Below are 19,643 nucleotides of genomic sequence, written 5' to 3' on the forward strand. Positions count from 1 at the left end.
AAGAATCTTCAGAAAAAAAGCGAATCAGGGGGTTAATCAATTTTAAGAAAGCGTTTCTTCTGCTAACTTTGACATATAAACATTTTTTACTGACACAGAATTCTGCTTACATGTTAAGAACTCATACCTGCGGCGAACTGCGCCTCGAAGATAAAGGAAAAGAAGTAACCTTATGTGGCTGGTCGCAAACCGTCCGCGATAAGGGCGGCGTGGTGTGGATTGACCTCCGCGACCGCTATGGCGTTACCCAACTTATTTTTGAAGAAGGTGTCAGTAGCCCCGAAATACTGGCGCAGGCCTCAAAAATACATCGCGAGTATGTGCTGCAGGCCACCGGAGAGGTGGTGGAGCGCTACAATAAAAACCCTAACATCCCTACCGGCGATGTGGAAATACGGGTAAAGGAGCTCACCATCCTTAACAAGTCAAAAACCCCTCCCTTCCTGATAGAAGACGAGACTGACGGAGGTGAAGACCTGCGGATGAAATACCGCTACCTCGACCTGCGCCGCAATATCGTCCGCAAAAACTTTGAGCTGCGCCACCGCATGATGCAGGAAACCCGGCGTTACCTCGATGCCCAGCAGTTTATGGAGGTGGAGACGCCGGTACTGATCAAATCTACTCCCGAAGGGGCACGCGACTTTGTGGTACCCAGCCGCATGAATCCCGGCGAGTTTTATGCCCTGCCGCAATCGCCCCAGACTTTTAAGCAGCTGCTGATGGTAAGTGGTTTCGACCGCTATTTCCAGATTGTAAAATGCTTCCGCGACGAAGATCTACGTGCTGACCGCCAGCCGGAGTTTACGCAGATAGACTGCGAAATGGCCTTTGTGAATCAGGAAGACATTCTCAATACCTTCGAAGGACTGGCCCGCCACCTGTTTAAGGAAGTAAGAGGTGTGGAGTTTAAGGAATTCCCACGCATGCAGTATGCCGATGCCATGCGACTCTATGGCTCCGATAAGCCGGACATCCGCTTCGGTATGGAATTCGTGGAGCTGAACGAGCTGGCGCAGAACAAAGGCTTTAATGTATTCGACCAGGCCGAACTGGTGGTGGCGATTAAAGCGGAAGGCTGCGCCGATTATACCCGCAAGCAGCTCGATGCCCTTTCCGACTATGTAAAACGCCCGCAGATTGGTGCCAAAGGCCTTGTGTATGTGAAGTACAACAGCGATGGTAGCTTTAAATCGTCGGTCGATAAATTCTACAGTGAGGAAGATTTAAAAGCCTGGGCTGATAAAATGGAAGCGAAGCCTGGTGACCTGCTGCTGGTACTGAGCGGCGACACCAGTCATACCCGCAGGGCCATGAATGAGCTGCGCCTGCACATGGGCAGTGAACTCGGCCTTCGCAAGCCTGACGAGTACCAGCCGCTATGGGTACTGGACTTCCCGCTGCTGGAGTACGATGAGGAAACGAAGCGCTACCATGCCATGCACCACCCTTTTACCTCTCCCAAGCCAGAGGATATGGACAAGCTGGAAAATGACCCCGGCTCCGTACGCGCCAATGCGTATGATATGGTGATTAATGGCGTAGAAGTAGGCGGTGGTTCTATCCGTATCTTCGACCGCGGTCTGCAGCAGCAAATGTTTCAACTCCTCGGCTTTACCGAAGAAGAAGCCCGCAAGCAGTTTGGCTTCCTGATGGATGCCTTCGAATATGGTGCTCCTCCGCACGGTGGTATTGCCTTTGGCTTCGACCGCCTCTGTGCACTTATGGGCGGCAAAGACAGCATCCGCGACTTCATTGCCTTCCCGAAAAATACCAGTGGCCGCGATGTAATGATCGACTCCCCAAGCCCCATCAGCGAAGAGCAGTTGAAAGAGCTCGACCTGAAGCTAAGAGAAGAAGCCAGGAACAACAGAAGTTAGAAGATAGAAATTAGGGGTTAGAAGTTGAATAGACTTTTTCTATCTTCTAACCTCTAACTTCTAATCTCTCCCAAACATGCATATCGAAGCCTTTCGCGAATTTTGCCTGCATTTGCCGGGAGCTACGGAAGATTTTCCTTTCGGGGAAGAAACACTGGTGTTCAAGGTGGGTGGCAAAATGTTTGCGCTCACCGATATGGATACCTTTGAAAGCATCAACCTGAAGTGTGAGCCGGAAAAAGCGGTGGAACTGCGGGAACAGTACGAAGGGGTGCTGCCCGGCTACCATATGAACAAGAAGCATTGGAATACGGTACTTACCGATGGTTCGGTGCCTGATGTACTGTTAAAAGAATGGATCAGAGACTCCTATGAGCTGGTGGTTCAGTCTTTACCAAAGAAGGTGAGGGAATGCCTTTGATACCGCAACCGCAGAAATTCACTCCAGCTCATTCAGCCCATAGCGGGTAGCTACCTCTTTATTTTTCAATACCTGCTCAAAAATAACCGGATTGTTGCTTTCCCGCTCCAGTTTTCGGTGGTACAGGTGGTATTGTATGGCCTGAAACTTTAACAGCTTCACTTTCTTGCCAGCCCATTTCAGCCGGAGGTCGATATCGGTATCTTCTCCATGGCCGGGGGCTTCGTAGCGCATATCAAAGCCATTTACCTCCAGCAGGTCCTGCTTGTGTAAGGAAAAATTGCAGCCCAGTATTCCTTTCGACCTTTTTGGCATCAATCGATATAGAAAGGTCGGCAGCCTGAGCGATTTTTCAGCATGTTTGCTCCTTTTCCGGAAGCTATCCATCCACACATGCCGGTAAAAGGCAAGGCTCGATAAAAAGCCTCTTCTTATTTTATCGGGATTTAATTGTGCTGTCAGCCGCTCCGATAAGTTCGCTCTCCGGCCGGCAAGGGATGTGTTGATGGCACGATTATGCCAGTGATCTGCCACAAAATGAGGGTCCGGCACACAATCACCATCAATAAACAGGAGGTAAGCGGCGGCAGCCTCTTTTACTGCTTTATTGAGAATGCGGGTTTTTCGGAAGCCTTTATCTTCATGCCACACATGCTTTATTTTCAGCGGGCTTCGTTTGCTGTACTCCTCCAGTCCTTTTTTAAAGTCGTCCCCGCTCCCGTCATCAGCAATTATCACCTCAAAATCCTTAAAAGTCTGGACCTCCAGGGCCGCCAGCACCAGCCTGAGCCATTCTAATTTATTATAAACCGAAATAATTACTGATACGGCAGGCTTTTGCATAGATGGGAAATATTGTGGCTCAGGTGTAGCCATTCATACTATCAGCAAAAATAGGTGAAAACGACAAGTCCCTGCAAGCAAAAACATAAATTTAGCAGCTCACCGCATATACCTCTTCCACCAGTGCTGAAAAACAATCAGGCCCCAGATACGGGCATGCACATCGCCCGGATTATTAGAGAAAAGCTGCTTTTTAAGCTTTTGAACTTCAGAAAGGTTAAAAACGCCCTGCTCCTCTATAAAATGATCGGCCAGGAGATCGTGTTCAATCAGGCTGCGCAATTCGGTGCGGAACCACTTCAGCAAGGGCACTTCAAAGCCATGCTTTGGCCGCTGGTAGAGTTCAGGAGGCAGCAGGTCCCGGAAAGCATCCTGCACAATTCGCTTTTTCATGCCCCCGTTTATCTTGCTCTCCACCGGTAGCTCAAAAGCAAAACGGACTACCTCATGGTCAAGAAAAGGTACCCGCACTTCCAGCCCATGGGCCATGCTCATCAGGTCGACCTTCGTAAGCATATCGTTCGACAGCACCAGCTGCAGATCGGTATACAAAAAAGTATTGAAATCCTGCTCTTCTATAGGCTGAAGAATATTTCTTTTTTGCTCTTGATACAGGGCCTCTTCCATTTTTGCCTTTGCGGCGGAAGAAAGGAGCGCCAGGCCTTCGGCCTCTGTACCAAAGGCTGCCCAGCGCCAGTAGCGCTCATCAGCCGGCAGCCGCATGCCTTCAGCAAAGCGCTGGAGTTGCCGGAATTTATTGGAGAGAGCTCCATTACGAGACTTTGGCAGCATTTTCCAGAGCGGAAGCAGGTCATGGACAAGACCTGCCTTCCAGCCACCCTGCAGGGCCCGGAAAGCCGCACCATGCTTGTTGTAACCGGAGAAAAGCTCATCCGCCCCGTCGCCGCTCAGGGCTACCGTAACTCTTTGTTTTGTATGCCGGCTCAGGATGTGTACCGGCAATGCCGAGGAATCGGCAAAGGGCTCATCGATATAATCCAGCACCGCATGGAGGTCGGCATACAAATCTGCATTTGTTAGGGAAAAGACGGTGTGCTCCGTTCTGTACTTATCTGCCACCTGGCGGGCATAGCGGGTTTCGTCGAAAAAGGGCTCATCCTTATAACCAATGCTGAAGGTATTAAGCTTATCGACCTGCCGACTGGCAAGGGCGGTGATGACAGAGGAATCAATCCCTCCACTCAGAAAAGCCCCAAGCGGCACATCGGCCAAAAGCCGGCGCTGCACCGAACGCTCCATCAGCTCCCGGAGCTTTGCCTGCTGCTGCTCATAGCTTAAGCCTTCCGGATTGAGGTTATTCGGCTCATAAGGAATTTCATACCAGCTATAAAGGGAAATATCTCCTTTTTGCAATCTTAAATACTGGCCCGGCATCAGCTTATGCACCCCTTTTAGCATACTATGCGGGGCAGGGATATAATTTAGTTGCAGGTAGAGGTAGAGTGTATTATAATCAAGCTCACGCGAAAGGCCAAAAGCCAGCAGGGCTTTCATTTCAGAAGCGAAGAGGAAGCGGTCAGTATCCTGGTAATAGAGCAGCGGCTTAATGCCCATCCGGTCGCGGGCAATAAAGAGGCTTTCCTCCTGCGCATCATACACTGCAAAAGCAAAAAAGCCATTCAGCTGCTGCAGGCATCTTTCTCCGTATTCGATATACATCTTCAGCAGTACCTCTGTATCGCTATCGGAATGGAAGGTATACCCTTTTGCTTTCAGCTGTTCACGCAGCTCCCGGTAGTTATAGATTTCGCCATTAAACACAATGGTATAGCGGCCGGCTCCATCCTGCATGGGCTGTGCGCCACCGGCGGAGGTGTCGATAATGGAAAGGCGGCGGTGGCCGAGGCCTACGAAATAGTCGGTATGGACACCACGGCTGTCGGGTCCCCGCTGCTGCAGTGCATCGGTTGCAGCAGAGAGGTGAATGAGGCCAATGCGGCCAATTTCATTAAAGGCAAAAATACCGGTTATTCCACACATAGCTCAATGTAAAGGTACACATTATGAAAATATGCCAAAAGATGGTACGTTAGTATTGCCTCTTGACGTTCAATAAATTACTTTTAAGGTAGCCAAAAAATTTGTTTGTCATGCACCAACGGAACACTGCTGCTTTCAGGGGCTTTTACCTGCTCTTTACCTTCTGCCTGCTCAGCCTTACCTTTAGCTCCTGCAGCAGTAGTAAAAGCGGCAGTCGTTCGGTATCAGCAAAGAAGGCAGATAGCCAGCAACAAAAAGTGATATCGACCGCCCGAAGCTTTATCGGCACTCCCTATAAGTGGGGCGGCACTACCCGTTCGGGCATGGACTGCTCCGGCTTACTGGTAACGTCTTTCCGCGCAGCGGGCATTGATCTGCCACGTACTTCAGCCGGTCAGAGTGATTATGGACGCTCTGTAAGCATTTACGAACTGCAACCGGGCGACCTTGTCTTTTTTGCCGCCAATAAGCGGAGAGGCAAAATAACCCATGTAGGCATGGTAACAGAAGTACGTGGGCGGAACGAAGTGCTCTTTATACATGCCTCTTCCTCCCTGGGAGTAGTGGAAGCCAACCTGCACTCCGATTATTACAGAAAAATTTACAGAAAAGCACAGCGCCCATTTTGATATATCTTACGGGCAGTCTATATTTGCACAGCTATTGGGGGATTAGCTCAGCTGGCTAGAGCGCTTGCATGGCATGCAAGAGGTCGCCGGTTCGACTCCGGCATTCTCCACTCAAACCCGAGGTATTTTTTACTTCGGGTTTATTTTTTGCCTGGGTCTTTCGCACTGGCTAAACAGTTCCTCCTGGTGCATATTCCTTCCTTCATCAACTATATAGCCAGACAAAAAGTAAAAAGACAGGGTAGGTCTCGTCTTTATGTAGCCTTACCTCTTTTTAGTGCATACACTTGCAGGGACCTTCTTTATCGATATACCGGAAATAAAAGAACTTATTGAAGAACCATGAATGAGGGCTGGTAAGCTCCGGACGGTTACTGATACCCCCTTTCACAATCAGTGTATCCTGCTTTCCGTTTCTCTTGTACAGCGCCCGGAAATCGCGCTTAATTTCGCTGGCCACACGCTGAAACTCAAAGGAAGTAATATACTTCTCCTTATCCAGCAACACCTGAAATTCCTCGGCATCTGTTTCTGTTACTTCCACAAGATCTTCCTGAAAGTTGGTAAGCCGGATGGTATTAGGCATAAAGAGGTGATTCGTCTTCCCGCCTTCGGTACGAAGATTACTAAACATGGAGAAGCTTGATTCCGTCTTTAACCCGAGGTAAGGACTCATTCCGTTAAAGAACAGTAAAGCGGGTACAAGCCAGAGAAATGGTGTTTTTATTCTGAATATGCTTTCAGGCCTTATTCCTGCATAACCGCTGCCGCCCAGGAGCACCAAAACAAATAACAGCATGGCCGCTGCCGCCCAGGCACTCCAATACAGGAAACCAGCAATGTAGAGCCGATCGTACCAGTTGAGCCATGCCAGTAACGCAAAGGCAGGGAGGCTACACATTCCCACTGCCTTCAGTAAGAAAGGAGCGGTTTGCCACTTTCGTCCTAAAGCATGCAGCACCTCCTGCAGCTTTTGTGGAAAATCGGGCGGCGTAAAAAGAACATAAAGCGAGAACATTAAAGCAGAGAAGCTGTATATTCCCCGGTGCGGATGGATAGACAAAAAGAAGTGAAAGACCATACCAATGAGTATTCCTGCCGTTCTGGTTCGTCTGAAACAGAGCATCAGCGGGATACCCGCTTCCAGCAGCAGAGTACCCCACACCGCCGACAGCTCCACCCACTCACCGGATGGCAGGAAGGGCAGCCTTTTCGCCGCGATACCATTCAGCAGAAAGGTTCCGCAGCTTGAAGCGGGATTGAGATAGTCCCAGTTTAATTTATGCAGGACAGCAAAGAAATAAAGGATCAGCAGACTTATTCGTGCAACAGGAGCGAATGACTGAAAGAATCTTTCTCTCACGCCAGCATCAGCTAAATCAAGTCTCTCTGTGGCACTTTCCCTGGACTGCTTACAGTAGGACCAGCCAATAGCCAGCAGCATACCTATATTGAGCAAGAACTCGAAAAAGATGTGGTTGGGAATAAAAGGAATCCACTGCCATACATCAGCAATCCTGAAGCAAAGGAGTAATACCAGGAGTAGAATACTTCGCGGGAATAAGAAAACAGCGACAGCTGCCACTCCGCTTAGCCAGCTAATCGGATGGAGCAGACGTACATCTTCAGGGAAGGATAAAAGATGAAAAATGGTAGCAACAGCCCATAAAATACTAAAAAGTGAAAGGCTATCCAGTCGAGACTTTGAAAAGGGAGTCGAAAAATTCACAGTTCCGCTTTTAAATTGAACTTTCCTTAATTTAAAATTTTCAACTTTTAATCCAAAGCAAAAGAAACTATTTTTAGGATTTTTCCTGAAATAAATTGTTTGTCAATTGATGTGTAATCAGTTCCTGGGCTTCCGTCTAATAAAGAGGCTACTATACCTGTGATTAAAATTTAGCAGTTGCAGGTATGTAAGGTTTTGTCTAACCCGAAAGGCAGGTTTTTACCCTTTACTGCAATCAGACACCAGCCATTAAAAAAACCGGCCTTCCTGCATTAAAATACAGGAGAACCGGCTCTTCAGTTAAGGTTAAGGAAAAGGCTTTACTTGACCACCATAATTTTTACACGGCGGTTCTGGCGGCGGCCTTCAGGTGTTTCATTAGGCGCAGCAGGTTCCGCTTCTCCGCGACCTTCGGTATGGACACGTTCTTTGGCAAGCCCTGCCGAAAGCAGGAAGTTCTCCGCCGCTTTGGCTCTTTTAATAGAGAGCTGGTCGTTGTATTGTGGGGTACCAATGGCATCGGTATGGCCGATAAGTTCTACACGCACATCCTGTCCGCTGGTATACTTCTGAAAAATCTCGGTAAGCCTTGCTTTTGACTCATCAGAAAGACTGTGGGAGTCGAAAGCAAAATAAATACTAACGGTCAGCGGATAAACCCGATCCAGTACAATTTCCTCTTTATTGCTTTCCGCTAAACGCCTCGCCTCCTCTTCCTGCCGTCTTCTTTCTGCCTCCAGCGCTTCCTGCTCTCTGAGTTTTTGCTCGGCCAGCAGCCTTTCTTCTTCTATCGATTGTGCCGAGCGAATGTGGCTGGCATAAATGTCGGCCAGGTAACCATCGCGATTACTAATAAACAGAACTGTGCCATTTTCATGCTCATTATAGGCGGCATCGAAACCTTTGGAGTTGAGGGGGCGGCCCAGGTTTTCGGGTGCCGACCAGTTAGTCCAGCTTTCGTCGAGTCGCTGAACGCGGTAAATGTCTGCATCGCCAAAGCCGCTATGCCCGTTGCTGGAAAAGTACATGGTTTTACCATCCTGACTCAGAAAGGGTGTAATTTCGAAGCCCTGCGTATTAATTTTAGTCCCCAGATTTTTAAGCCTGCTCCATTCCCCATCTTCTCCTTTAATTGTTACGAAGAGGTCTTCGTCGCCCGTCATTTTCCGGGTTTTCATGGAAACAATCGCAACATTACCCTCTCTATTTACATAGGCATTGTAAAAAAAGCCATCCTTTTTGAGGTCAGGGATATCCAGCGGTTCAGGCATCGTCCACCAGTAGGGCTTTTCCTGCCGGGCAAAGCTAATTCCGGGATTCCGGCTGTCTTTGGAGTTGTAATGGTTGAGCAGGTATACGGTTTCGTCTTTTTCGCTAAAGCCCAAAATGGCATTGTTGCCCTTGTTGTTCAGGTTCAGCAGGCTGTTTTTAGGCTTACTCCAGCTGCTGTCGCCCAGCATGTTAGAATACCATATATCATGGCCGGCAAATTTGCCTCCGAGATTCTCCGGGTGGAGGATTCGTACAAAATAAAGCGTTTTGCCATCGGCCGAAAGCACCGGCATACTTTCCTCTGCTTCAGAATTGATAACAGGGCTCAGCTTTTGAGGCGGATCATACACAAAGCCAGCCGCATTAGGTGCTTTAGCAGCTACAGAATGACCCTGCGCAGTTGCATGGCTACCCATGCTCCACAGGCAAAGCAGGGCAACTCCTATTAGTATTATATCGTTCAGTTTCTTCATGATCAGTCCTTTTCAGATTACCAGAAATAAGGTGTTGCACGATTTCTGCTGTTCAGGCGAAGGCCTAACACTACTTCGTGGGTACCGTTATTCTGAATGTTAAACTCACCGGTATTCTGTTCGTAAGCATAACCCAGCGTTACCTGATTACTCAGAATAAGGCCGAACATACCTGCTATAGCCTCCTTATTGCGGTAGGAAACTCCCGCCCACATTAGGTCATCGAAGCGCAGTTTAACATTGGCATCGAAGCGGGCATCCTTTACCTTATCGTAGCGCACCAGAATGCTTGGCTGGAGCACCAGTTGCCGGCTCAGGTTAAGCTGGTAGCCCACCATGGCATAATGGTGCACATAAGTGGTGGGATTGCTCAGCACATCGTCGGTAGAACTGCTGCCTACAATTAGCTGGGAGGCGGTGTAGCCGGCATAGAACTTCCGCCCATACAGGGTCCCCCCTATTTTCAGCCCATAATACGTCTGGTTAATGCCGCCACTCAACAGGGCCTGATAAATTACATCTTCGGTAGTGCGAACGTGGTAGTCATTTGCATTGTAACCATTGTGGGTTAGCCCGCCTGCCACTCCCAGGGCCATGGTCAGCTTCCTGCTCAAGGGCATATGATAGGCATAAGACAGGAAGCCGGATGTGATATTCAATGCCCTGTAATCATTCCTGCTAAGGAAGCCGCCAAAACCGTGTTTCTGCATTCTTAGCCGGTAAGCCTCATCCGTTTCCTGCTCCTCATAGGCACCCGGGCGGCTAATACGAACAGAATTCATTCGGACATCCTGCTTTTTGAACAGGCCGTTAAAGCTCAGGAAATAGGCTTCCGGCGACTCTTCCATGCCGGTCCATTGCTGGCGGTAGCCTGCATTAATTTTCCAGAAATTCTCAATTCCGGAAAAGGCAGGATTAATGGCATGAGGCTGCAGAAAGTACTGGCTTAAGCGATACTCCTGCGGCTCCTGTGCGAATAGCCCGGAGTTTAGCAGAAAGCATCCCATAAAAATTAATATAAAAATCTTTTTCATAGCTACGTTCTTTTCTTCCATTATCGGGAAATTGTGAGGGTACCCTTCTTGCTGATTTTTCCACCATTCAATATAATCTCGTAGAAATAGACGCCCTCCGGCAGGTCGGTGCCTCCCATAGTTCCATCCCATTCAGGGCCATTTAAATAGTTTTCCGTTTCGAAAACCCGCCTTCCACTGCGGTCGAATATTCGAATGGCACTGGTTTCGTAAAGGGAGAGGTAGCGGATGTTCCATGTATCGTTGGCCCCGTCACCATTTGGGGTAATGAGGGTAGGGATATCCAGCGCCAGCTCACGGAAATCAACGGTAAAGACAAAGTGTTCAATCGTTTCGCCTTCGCCATCCGATACCGTAAGGCTTATTTCGCTGCTGCCATACTGCTCCAGCATTGGGCTTAACAGCAACTTCCTTTCTGCTCCCTCTCCGCTTATTTCAATGGCCGAGGCAGGAAGTAAAGCTGCATTATCTGCCACTACATTTACCGTCAGCTCAGCGGCAGGCGTTTCTTCATCGGCAAGGGTAAACAGGATGGCGGGCACCTCGCTACCTAATTCTACCACTACATCGTCCAGCGGAGAAATGGTTGGCAGGTCATTTACCGGCAGTACTGTCAGCACAAAGTCATCGGCTACGGATTGTCCGTTTCCATCCTCTGCGACCACCTGAATTTGGTAATCACCTACTTCAGGGCTATCGGGTTGGCCACTAAATGTTCTGGCTGCCGCATCGAAGCTTAACCATTCTGGCAGCGCCTCGCCTCCAACCAGAGTAGCGGTGTAGGTAAGTATTTCCCCGTCGGGGTCAGCAAAGGCTGCTTCGGGAACAGTATAGGTATAAGCTGCATCTTCATAAATGGTCTGATCTTCCAGCTCGGCTGCGAGTCCGGGTCCATCAGGAACTGCCCCTACTTTGAGCGTAAAGGTTTGGCTTGCCGATGCCACTGTTGGCTGACCGTTGTCCGTAGCGACTACTTCTATTTCCTGCTGTCCATTCCGATCGGGCAGGGAAGTAATGGTTACGACTCCTGCCTGGGCATCGATAACCATATTAGCAAAGTCAACAGTGGCCGGGTTCAGGCTGTAAGTGATGACCTCGCCCTCTTCGCCATATACCGCCGGCTCGAGCGTAAGTGTTACTTTTTCCGCAGAGCTAAAATCTTCCTCCTTGCTCACCAGCTCCCGGTTGAGGGTAAATACCGGAGCGTCATTAACCGGATTGATCGTCAGAGTCACCGTTTCGTTTACTATATTCTGCCCATCGTTAGCAGTCAAGGTAAACACCTGCTCTCCGAAGTAGTGAGGTTTAGAGGTGATGGATATTTTTCCTGTAGCGGCATCGAAAGATACATTGGCAAAATCTACAGAAGCAGGAGACAGGGAGTAGGTGATAGCTTCTCCTTCATTATCTGGAGAATTATCTTCCAGCGTTACCTCTACAGTTCCTTCGAAATCTTCCTCTTTAGTGACGGCTGTCTGGCTAAGCGTAAATTCCGGCGCATCATTTACAGCTGTTACCGTAAGGGTGAAAGGCTGCCTGTAAGTAGCAGCGCCATCATTAGCCACTACGGTAAAGGCCTGGCTGCCATGTGCATCGGCTACAGGATTAATGGTGATGGTGCCATTGGAGCTATTAATAGATACCTCTGCAAATGCTACAGAAGCAGGCTCCAATGAATAAGTAATTGCTTCGCCTTCATCTGCCGGCGATTTATCGGTAAGGGTAACAGTTACCGGTCCGGCAAAGTCCTCTTCTTTTATCACTTCTGATTCGCTCAGACTAAAGGCCGGAGCATCATTAACCGCTGTAACCGTAAGGGTAAATTCCTGTGTAGCTTCATTGAAGGCTGCCTGCCCGTCATCTGCCTTCACGACAAAAGTCTGGCTGCCGTTGCCATCTGCTACAGCACTAATTTCTATTTTTCCTGTTTCAGGGTCAATTGAAATATTGACAAAATCTACAGAAGCAGGAGACAGGGAGTAGGTGATAGCTTCTCCTTCATTATCTGGAGAATTATCTTCCAGCGTTACCTCTACAGTTCCTTCGAAATCTTCCTCTTTAGTGACGGCTGTCTGGCTAAGCGTAAATTCCGGCGCATCATTTACAGCTGTTACCGTAAGGGTGAAAGGCTGCCTGTAAGTAGCAGCGCCATCATTAGCCACTACGGTAAAGGCCTGGCTGCCATGTGCATCGGCTACAGGATTAATGGTGATGGTGCCATTGGAGCTATTAATAGATACCTCTGCAAATGCTACAGAAGCAGGCTCCAATGAATAAGTAATTGCTTCGCCTTCATCTGCCGGCGATTTATCGGTAAGGGTAACAGTTACCGGTCCGGCAAAGTCCTCTTCTTTTATCACTTCTGATTCGCTCAGACTAAAGGCCGGAGCATCATTAACCGCTGTAACCGTAAGGGTAAATTCCTGTGTAGCTTCATTGAAGGCTGCCTGCCCGTCATCTGCCTTCACGACAAAAGTCTGGCTGCCATTCAGGTTCTCTATAGCCGTAATCTTTAGCTGAGGATTTCCTTCCGCATTATTCTCTACCACCACGGTAGCAATAGGAGCCTCTCCTTCATTCTTAACCGCTACTGAATATGTTACTGTCTGCTCCAGTTCATCGGCAGGTACGGCTGCAGGCTCTATGGCTACATATTGTGCTTCTGTAAAATCTTCTGCTACTTCTAAGGAAGATGGGGTTAAAGCAAATGCAGGCGCATCATTAACCGCTGTAACCGTAAGGGTAAATTCCTGTGTAGCTTCATTGAAGGCTGCCTGCCCGTCATCTGCCTTCACGACAAAAGTCTGGCTGCCATTCAGGTTCTCTATAGCCGTAATCTTTAGCTGAGGATTTCCTTCCGCATTATTCTCTACCACCACGGTAGCAATAGGAGCCTCTCCTTCATTCTTAACCGCTACTGAATATGTTACTGTCTGCTCCAGTTCATCGGCAGGTACGGCTGCAGGCTCTATGGCTACATATTGTGCTTCTGTAAAATCTTCTGCTACTTCTAAGGAAGATGGGGTTAAAGCAAATGCAGGCGCATCATTTTCTCCTTTTACTGTAATGGTAAAGGTTTTAGTGGCCGTAGCGGTTTTCTTTGTAAGCAAATCTCCTTCGGCTTCTTCTCTTGAGGTAGCAGAAAGTATCATTTCATGTACCCCTGCCGCATTGAGAGGGGGAGTAAAGCTAAGGCCGGCCAGTTCGGCAGCCGAAGCAAATGTATACGTAGTTTTAGCAGCATCAGGTGTTCCGGCAGATAAAACAGCATCTGGATGAACGCCACTCACTACTATCTGCTCCAGCGTTTCAGAACCATCTTTATCGATTAGTTCGGCAGACAAGCCCAGGGCAAGTGTTTCGTCTTCCGCTATTTCCTGACTATTTGCTACTAGAAGCGGCTCATCGGCCACTGCACGAACCACCACTTTAAGTCTGATTGGGGGGTCAGATTTATTTCCGGCAGCATCTTTTACGTAGATAGTCAAATCAGTTTCGCCAGACATATGGGGACTCGGGATGATAAGAATTTCCCAGCTGGAAGACTTCTTTTTAAGCTGATAACTGCTGTTACCAACCAAAGCTGTATTTGTGGACTCAAAAGAAAAAATAAGATCTTCAGGGTTTTCAGGCGAGCTATTTACAGAAAAACTATAGCGCACCGGTACATCTTCATTAGTGTAAAGCAGTGCGTAGGCAGATGGAGGGTCATTATCAATGGTATAAACTTCTCCGCCGTCAAAATTCCCGTTCTCAGGGCCCTCCCCTCCGATATTTACACCTTTCAAACTTTCTACCGGACTACTTTCTTTGTCAACAAATAGCAACTTAATGGTACCATTCCCTTCCAGACTTATATCATTTACTGTCACCACATATTCTTTCCCAGAATCGCCTAAAACGGAGACCGCATTAATGGTAGCAAGCAGTTCTCCTCCTTCATCCGGCATAATGTCTAAAGCAAAGTCTTCTATATCCACTCCATTGACAGGCTCCGAAAAGCTCACCAAGAAGCTCACCATCTCAACATTGGTAGGGTTCTGATCTCGTGTGGAAATGCTTTTAACTATTGGAATGGAAAAAGTACGAAAATCCTGCACTTCTCCGTAGGTCACTCCTTCGCTGTTTCTGGCTACCAGGCGGTAAAAATATTGAACACTGTCAGTCAGGCCGTTCAGCTGCAACTCCACTGGACTTTCAGTAGCATCAGCATTTACTGTTTTACTTCCTTCTGCCCCGACAGGATCGAATTCGGCCAGCGGCAATTCCTCTCCGTACTGGAAGGCAGCAGTCGTTTCCGCTCCTCCTGTCTGAAAAGTACCCTTCAGCAAAGCTGCATTTTCGGTGGTATCAGTGGCAGTTGATGAAAGAACTACAGGCTTCTGTACATCCTCCACCTCTATGGTTATGAGGGCCTGTTCGCTCAGCCCTTCATTATCCCTTACCTGCACCCAAAACTCGAACAGGCTGTGGATCTCAAAATCTACCATTGCACTGTCACTGACGGTCAGAACACCTGTTGCCGGGTCCAGTGCGAAAGGCAACTCTTCTCCTTCCGCCAAAACAAAAGAATAAGAAGTAGCATTAACCGCTTCTATTGTCCCTATAACGGTCCCTTTTGGACTGTTTTCCTGAATATGGAAGGTTTGGTTTTCTATTTCCGGCTGTATATCTGCAGCCTGTACAGACTGGATGACCAGCAACAGGCCCAGCATTAAAGCAAATAAGGGGAAGTACCGGTCTTTTGGTAAACTGTAGTAGAAATTCCTCATCAACAACTAATTTAATTTAACCCTCTGTTTCCGTGCGTGGATGAATTCAGATAAAATTCACTTTTCGAGGCAAAGTACCACAAATGTAATATTTGCTCCTGAATTTTGCTTACGTGATTGCAAAAATTTTATAAAATATTACTTTTATACTAAATTGTTATTCCCGACGCCTGTACTGTAATCATCATTAAAATCACGCTCAGCCCATAAATACCTAACTTTCAGGCTATATGGAGCAAGTACTCTAAAGAAGACGTAAGAAAAATTCTTTGAAAAAGCATAATCGGGAAAATGTATATAAAAAGGGTACAATGCAATCTTTTGAAAGAAAGCATTTAATAAACTGAAAAAAAGCAGCAAAGGTTACAGGAAGCAGAGGGAATTTTAGCCAAAAACAGCCATCAGGCCACGAGAAGCCGAAAAAAAGCCTTAAAAATAATTGTTCAGGGAAGGATTTTACACCTTCATTCCCTTCTTTTTGTAAAAAGCAATAGCCAGTCGTATTTTATGGTAAGGGTATTTACCATGCAAACTATCGAATAACTGCTTTAACTGACTGTCTATACCATGGACATAAATAGCATTTCCTATTGCCTCCAGCTCCCGCTCACTCACATAAGAATTGAGTGACTGTAAGCGATTCTGCTCATACAGGGTGGCTACATGAGAGTAAATGGTGGTTGGGTGCATACCCCGCTGCCTGGCAATCTGCTCGACAGATAAGCCCTGCTGCAGCAATTCCAGGCTCACTAAATGCGTTGCTCCCTGTGCTTTTTCGCCTTTCCCTTTTTGAGCCTTCTGAAAAGCCATAATTTCTGTAATAAAATCATGCCCATAGGTGCTCATCTTCTGGCGGCCCACCCCATTTACCTGCAGCATACTATCCTCCGTTACCGGCTGGTCGGCAGCCATTTCCTGCAGCGTTTTATCGCTGAAGATCACATATGGAGGCACCCCCTGCTCATCTGCCAGCTGCTTGCGCAATTTTCGCAGGCGGTTAAACAATTCACCACCAATGGCCTCAGCTTTTGGTTTAGGTTTCCCCAGCCCAGCCACTGCCGGAGATTCTACTTTATACAGCTCTACCTTTTTGCCATTGAACAGCACTTCCCTGCTGTTTTCGTTAAGCCGAAGGTGCTGCCGCTGTTCGTACGCGATTTCCAGCAGACCGGTATTAATAAGCTGCTGAATATAGTTGCGCCAGTCCAGTGGGTGCACATCGCGGCCGGAGCCGTAGGTTTTTATCTTGAAAAGACCCTTTCGCCTTACCTCTTCCGTATCGCCACCACGGAGCACGTCGATGAGCAGCGAAATAGGTAAGGTTTCCTTTGCCCGCACGATGGCAGAGAGTGCTTTTTGCGCCAACACAGTTCCATCGAAGGACTGGTGCGGATTACGGCATACATCGCAGTTACCACAGTTTTCATCCTGCACTTCGCCAAAATAGGCCAGCAGCACCTTCCGGCGACAGATATGAGCTTCAGCATACTGCTGCAGGCGTTCCAGCTTTGCTTCCTGCAGCTCACGGCGCTGGTCGGGCAGCTCCTCCAGCATGCTGCGCTGCTTCATTACATCGGCAAAGGAGTAAAACAGCAGGGTATCGGCAGCCAGTCCGTCGCGCCCGGCACGGCCAATTTCCTGGTAATAGCTTTCTATATTTTTAGGCAGGTTATAATGAATAACCCAGCGTACATTCGATTTATCGATTCCCATTCCAAAGGCCACAGTAGCACACACAATCTGTATATCATCCTTTAGAAAAGCATCCTGCGTATGGCTGCGTTGCTGATGCGACAGGGCTGCATGGTAATAACCGGCCTTGTAACCCGCTGCGGTAAGCCGGGCAGCTACCTGCTCGCAGGCCTTTCTGCTCAGGCAGTAAATAATACCCGCCTCGAAGGGATGATCTTCCAGAAATTCCAGAATACGTTTTATTCGTTCCTGTGCCGGGTGTACCGTTAAGCTAAGGTTAGGCCGATCGAAAGAAGCCACAAAAACCTCCGGCTGTTCCAACCGGAGCTGTTGTAGTATATCCTGACGGGTTAGCTTATCGGCCGTGGCGGTGAGGGCCATCAGCGGCACATGAGGGAAGAGCTCCTTAATTTTCCCCAGCTGGGTATACTCCAGGCGAAAATCGTGCCCCCAGAAACTAATACAGTGCGCCTCGTCTATCGCGAAAAGCGATATCTGCGCCTTGCTGAGAATGTACTGAAAATTATCGGTCAGGAGTTTTTCGGGAGATACGTAAATTAACTTTAGCTCTCCATTTAGGCACTGCCGCTCAATAGCAGCCTGCTCCTGCCAGTCCTGGCTGCTGTTTAAAAAAGCAGCCGAAATACCGTTGCGCTTCAGCGCCTCTACCTGGTCCTGCATCAGGGCAATGAGAGGCGATACCACCACTGTTAAGCCGGGAAGACACAGCGCCGGCACCTGGTAGCAGATCGATTTTCCGCCCCCTGTTGGCATTAACACCAGCACATCGCGCCCGCTTACCGCTGCCTGCACGACATCCTGCTGCATGGGCCGGAACTGCTCATAACCGAAAAACCTTTTTAATATTTTTTGTGGTTCAGAAAGCACGCAACAGTAACATTTTTCTTTTCAAAACAGTAGAATAAAATTACCTGCTTTAAAGGCAGGTACAGTAACCTTAAACGGTACAAAATTTCCAGCAGATTAATTCAACGAAGTTAGGGAAGAATGCCCTGTTAATCAAAACTTTAAAAAGCTAATTCTGTTGATCATACAAAACCGAATTTTAAATTTTTTAAACGAAATGGTAGATATTATACTTTTCGGTGTTGCCTATGTGGTCATGGTTTATTGCATGGTAGTGCTGATGAAAAAGAGAACCGGCCCCATCAATGGCGAAGACGATGACGACGGCGGTAGTACTGTATTAAACCTCCCCGATTTGGATGACCTTCCTCCGGGCATAAGCTTACCAGGCGGCGGTCCCGCCCGGAAAAAGAAAACAGAGGAACCGGATGAGGTACTGGTGTAGGAGAGGAGACGATGGATGATAGACGTAGGGCATAAGATGTAAGAACCAAGAGTCAGGAAACAGGACAGAAAACGCTCATAGCTCGCTGCCACTGGATATCCTTTCTTAATACTTTTTACTGACAACTTAATACCAGAAATCATTAGCCACTAAGCAGCCGGCACTAATAAAAAGCATCTTCGAAATGGCTTATCAGGGTGGTTATTCCCAACTGAACAGAAACAATATCGAAGCGGATCTCTCCATGCCAGTCAGTTTCAAAAATGTAAGCATTGGCAGTAGCCACTATCAGTCGGGCCTTTTTAGCATCGACTGCCTCCTCCGGGTACCCCCAGGCAGGCCCGCCCTTTCTTGTTTTCACCTCGACAAAAATTAGCACCCCCTCGTGCTGAGCAATAAGGTCAATTTCACCCCGCCTATGCCGGTAATTGCTAGCTATAATCTCATAACCCTTTTGCTGCAGGTATTCTGCTGCCAGCTTTTCACCCAATTTTCCGGTGGCTTGTTTATCATCCATCGATTTTTATTCTAAATTTGGATATATTTTTCTGTTACCGTTATAAACGTTTTTGAATATATGGACAAAATGAGACCCCTGATTGAAGGTTTTACTCACCAGCTTCGCGATGCGCTAAAAATAGGGCAGGCCGCAAAGGTAAAACCTGCCGGCAAAGAAATCCGGAATATCGTAATCGCCGGCATGGGCGGCTCCGGAATTGGCGGCACTTTAGTTGCCTCTCTTACCCAGGACGAAATAAAGGTGCCTGTCACCATCTCTAAAAGTTACAATATTCCGGCTTTTGTAAATGAGCATACGCTCTTTATCGCCTCCTCGTTTAGCGGTAATACCGAAGAAACACTCGAAGCCCTGGGGCAGGCCCTACAGGCCGGCGCTCAGTGTGCCGTCATTACCAGTGGTGGAAAAATAGGAAAGCTGGCCAGAGAAAATGAGCTGGATGTAATAAATATTCCCGGCGATTCCGACAGCCCCAGGGCCAACATGGGATACTCCGTTATACAGCTGCTGTTTATGCTGCACTATAAAGGACTGACCGGCTCCGCCTTTGTTCAGCAGACAGAAAGCCTCATTCAGCTGCTGGATGAAGAGAAAGACCAACTTCCTGAGCGTGCAGAGAAGTTAGCCAATGGTATTAAAGGCTACCTGCCTGTTTTTTATGCCGATACCCGCATTTACCCCGTAGCCGTACGCATTCAGCAGCAAATTAACGAAAACGGTAAGCACCTTTGCCACACCAATGCCTTCCCGGAAATGAACCATAACGAACTGGTGGGCTGGGAACATCCGGAGCAGGTACTGGTAGACAGCAAGGTATACTTCCTGAAAACTACCTACGACCACCCACGGGTACGGGAACGATACCGCATAAGCCGTGAAATTTTCAGTAAAAAAGCTGCCAACATACACGATATTGAGGCAAAAGGTAAAAGCCTGCTGGAGCAGTGCTTTTACCTCATTCACCTAACAGACTGGGTTTCGTACTTCCTGGCAGCAGCCAACGATACGGATGCTTTTGAAATTAAAGCCATTGACCACCTGAAAAGCGAACTGGCTAAAGGATAAACC

The 19,643-nt window shown here is 48.0% G+C and carries 13 protein-coding genes and 1 tRNA gene; 6 read left to right on the forward strand and 8 right to left on the reverse strand.

Annotation, left to right across the window (positions count from 1 at the left end; translation table 11 throughout):
- The first annotated feature begins 110 nt into the window (after positions 1-110).
- Positions 111-1,880 (forward strand): aspartate--tRNA ligase, encoded by a 1,770-nt coding sequence (aspS, locus tag F752_RS0102985; protein ID WP_017730246.1) that lies wholly within the window; start codon positions 111-113, stop codon positions 1,878-1,880.
- Between the two features lie 76 nt (positions 1,881-1,956).
- The gene (locus F752_RS0102990; RefSeq protein ID WP_017730247.1) at positions 1,957-2,301 is read left to right on the forward strand and encodes an MmcQ/YjbR family DNA-binding protein; all 345 of its coding nucleotides are present in this window, start codon (positions 1,957-1,959) and stop codon (positions 2,299-2,301) included.
- 18 nt (positions 2,302-2,319) lie between these two features.
- On the opposite strand, the gene F752_RS0102995 is transcribed toward F752_RS0102990, so the two are convergent.
- Positions 2,320-3,144 (reverse strand): glycosyltransferase, encoded by an 825-nt coding sequence (locus tag F752_RS0102995; protein WP_017730248.1) that lies wholly within the window; start codon positions 3,142-3,144, stop codon positions 2,320-2,322.
- 99 nt (positions 3,145-3,243) lie between these two features.
- A complete protein-coding gene (gene asnB / locus F752_RS0103000) occupies positions 3,244-5,145 on the reverse strand; it encodes an asparagine synthase (glutamine-hydrolyzing) (RefSeq protein WP_017730249.1) in 1,902 nt (633 codons plus the stop codon).
- Between the two features lie 110 nt (positions 5,146-5,255).
- On the opposite strand from asnB, the gene F752_RS0103005 reads away from it, so the two are divergent.
- On the forward strand, positions 5,256-5,774 hold the full coding sequence (locus F752_RS0103005) for a C40 family peptidase (protein ID WP_017730250.1): 519 nt from the start codon (positions 5,256-5,258) through the stop codon (positions 5,772-5,774).
- A gap of 36 nt (positions 5,775-5,810) precedes the next feature.
- A tRNA-Ala gene (locus F752_RS0103010) sits at positions 5,811-5,884 on the forward strand.
- Between the two features lie 164 nt (positions 5,885-6,048).
- Here the strand turns inward: F752_RS0103010 and F752_RS0103015 are convergent.
- From F752_RS0103015 to recQ, 5 genes are all read right to left on the reverse strand, one after another.
- A complete protein-coding gene (locus F752_RS0103015; RefSeq protein ID WP_017730251.1) occupies positions 6,049-7,503 on the reverse strand; it encodes an HTTM domain-containing protein in 1,455 nt (484 codons plus the stop codon).
- A gap of 320 nt (positions 7,504-7,823) precedes the next feature.
- On the reverse strand, positions 7,824-9,248 hold the full coding sequence (locus F752_RS0103020; RefSeq protein WP_017730252.1) for an OmpA family protein: 1,425 nt from the start codon (positions 9,246-9,248) through the stop codon (positions 7,824-7,826).
- Positions 9,249-9,265: 17 nt separating this feature from the next.
- Positions 9,266-10,282 carry a PorP/SprF family type IX secretion system membrane protein gene (locus tag F752_RS0103025; RefSeq protein WP_160164077.1) on the reverse strand — a complete coding sequence of 339 codons (1,017 nt, stop codon included), beginning with the start codon at positions 10,280-10,282 and terminating at the stop codon, positions 9,266-9,268.
- A gap of 20 nt (positions 10,283-10,302) precedes the next feature.
- Complete coding sequence (locus F752_RS0103030) at positions 10,303-15,054, reverse strand: tandem-95 repeat protein (RefSeq protein ID WP_017730254.1); 4,752 nt, start codon at positions 15,052-15,054, stop codon at positions 10,303-10,305.
- A gap of 456 nt (positions 15,055-15,510) precedes the next feature.
- Positions 15,511-17,634: a DNA helicase RecQ gene (recQ, locus tag F752_RS0103035; protein ID WP_017730255.1), complete on the reverse strand. Its 2,124-nt coding sequence runs from the start codon at positions 17,632-17,634 to the stop codon at positions 15,511-15,513.
- A 196-nt stretch (positions 17,635-17,830) separates the two neighbouring features.
- On the opposite strand from recQ, the gene F752_RS0103040 reads away from it, so the two are divergent.
- Positions 17,831-18,058: a hypothetical protein gene (locus F752_RS0103040; RefSeq protein WP_040664120.1), complete on the forward strand. Its 228-nt coding sequence runs from the start codon at positions 17,831-17,833 to the stop codon at positions 18,056-18,058.
- A 163-nt stretch (positions 18,059-18,221) separates the two neighbouring features.
- On the opposite strand, the gene F752_RS0103045 is transcribed toward F752_RS0103040, so the two are convergent.
- Entirely contained in the window at positions 18,222-18,575 is a 354-nt protein-coding gene (locus F752_RS0103045) for a YraN family protein (RefSeq protein WP_017730257.1), read from the reverse strand.
- A gap of 60 nt (positions 18,576-18,635) precedes the next feature.
- Here F752_RS0103045 and F752_RS0103050 point away from each other — a divergent pair, with 60 nt between their 5' ends.
- On the forward strand, positions 18,636-19,640 hold the full coding sequence (locus F752_RS0103050; RefSeq protein WP_017730258.1) for a bifunctional phosphoglucose/phosphomannose isomerase: 1,005 nt from the start codon (positions 18,636-18,638) through the stop codon (positions 19,638-19,640).
- Positions 19,641-19,643: the final 3 nt, after the last annotated feature.

Origin of the sequence: Nafulsella turpanensis ZLM-10 (assembly GCF_000346615.1) — a bacterium.
GTDB classification, from domain to species: Bacteria; Bacteroidota; Bacteroidia; order Cytophagales; family Cyclobacteriaceae; genus Nafulsella; species Nafulsella turpanensis.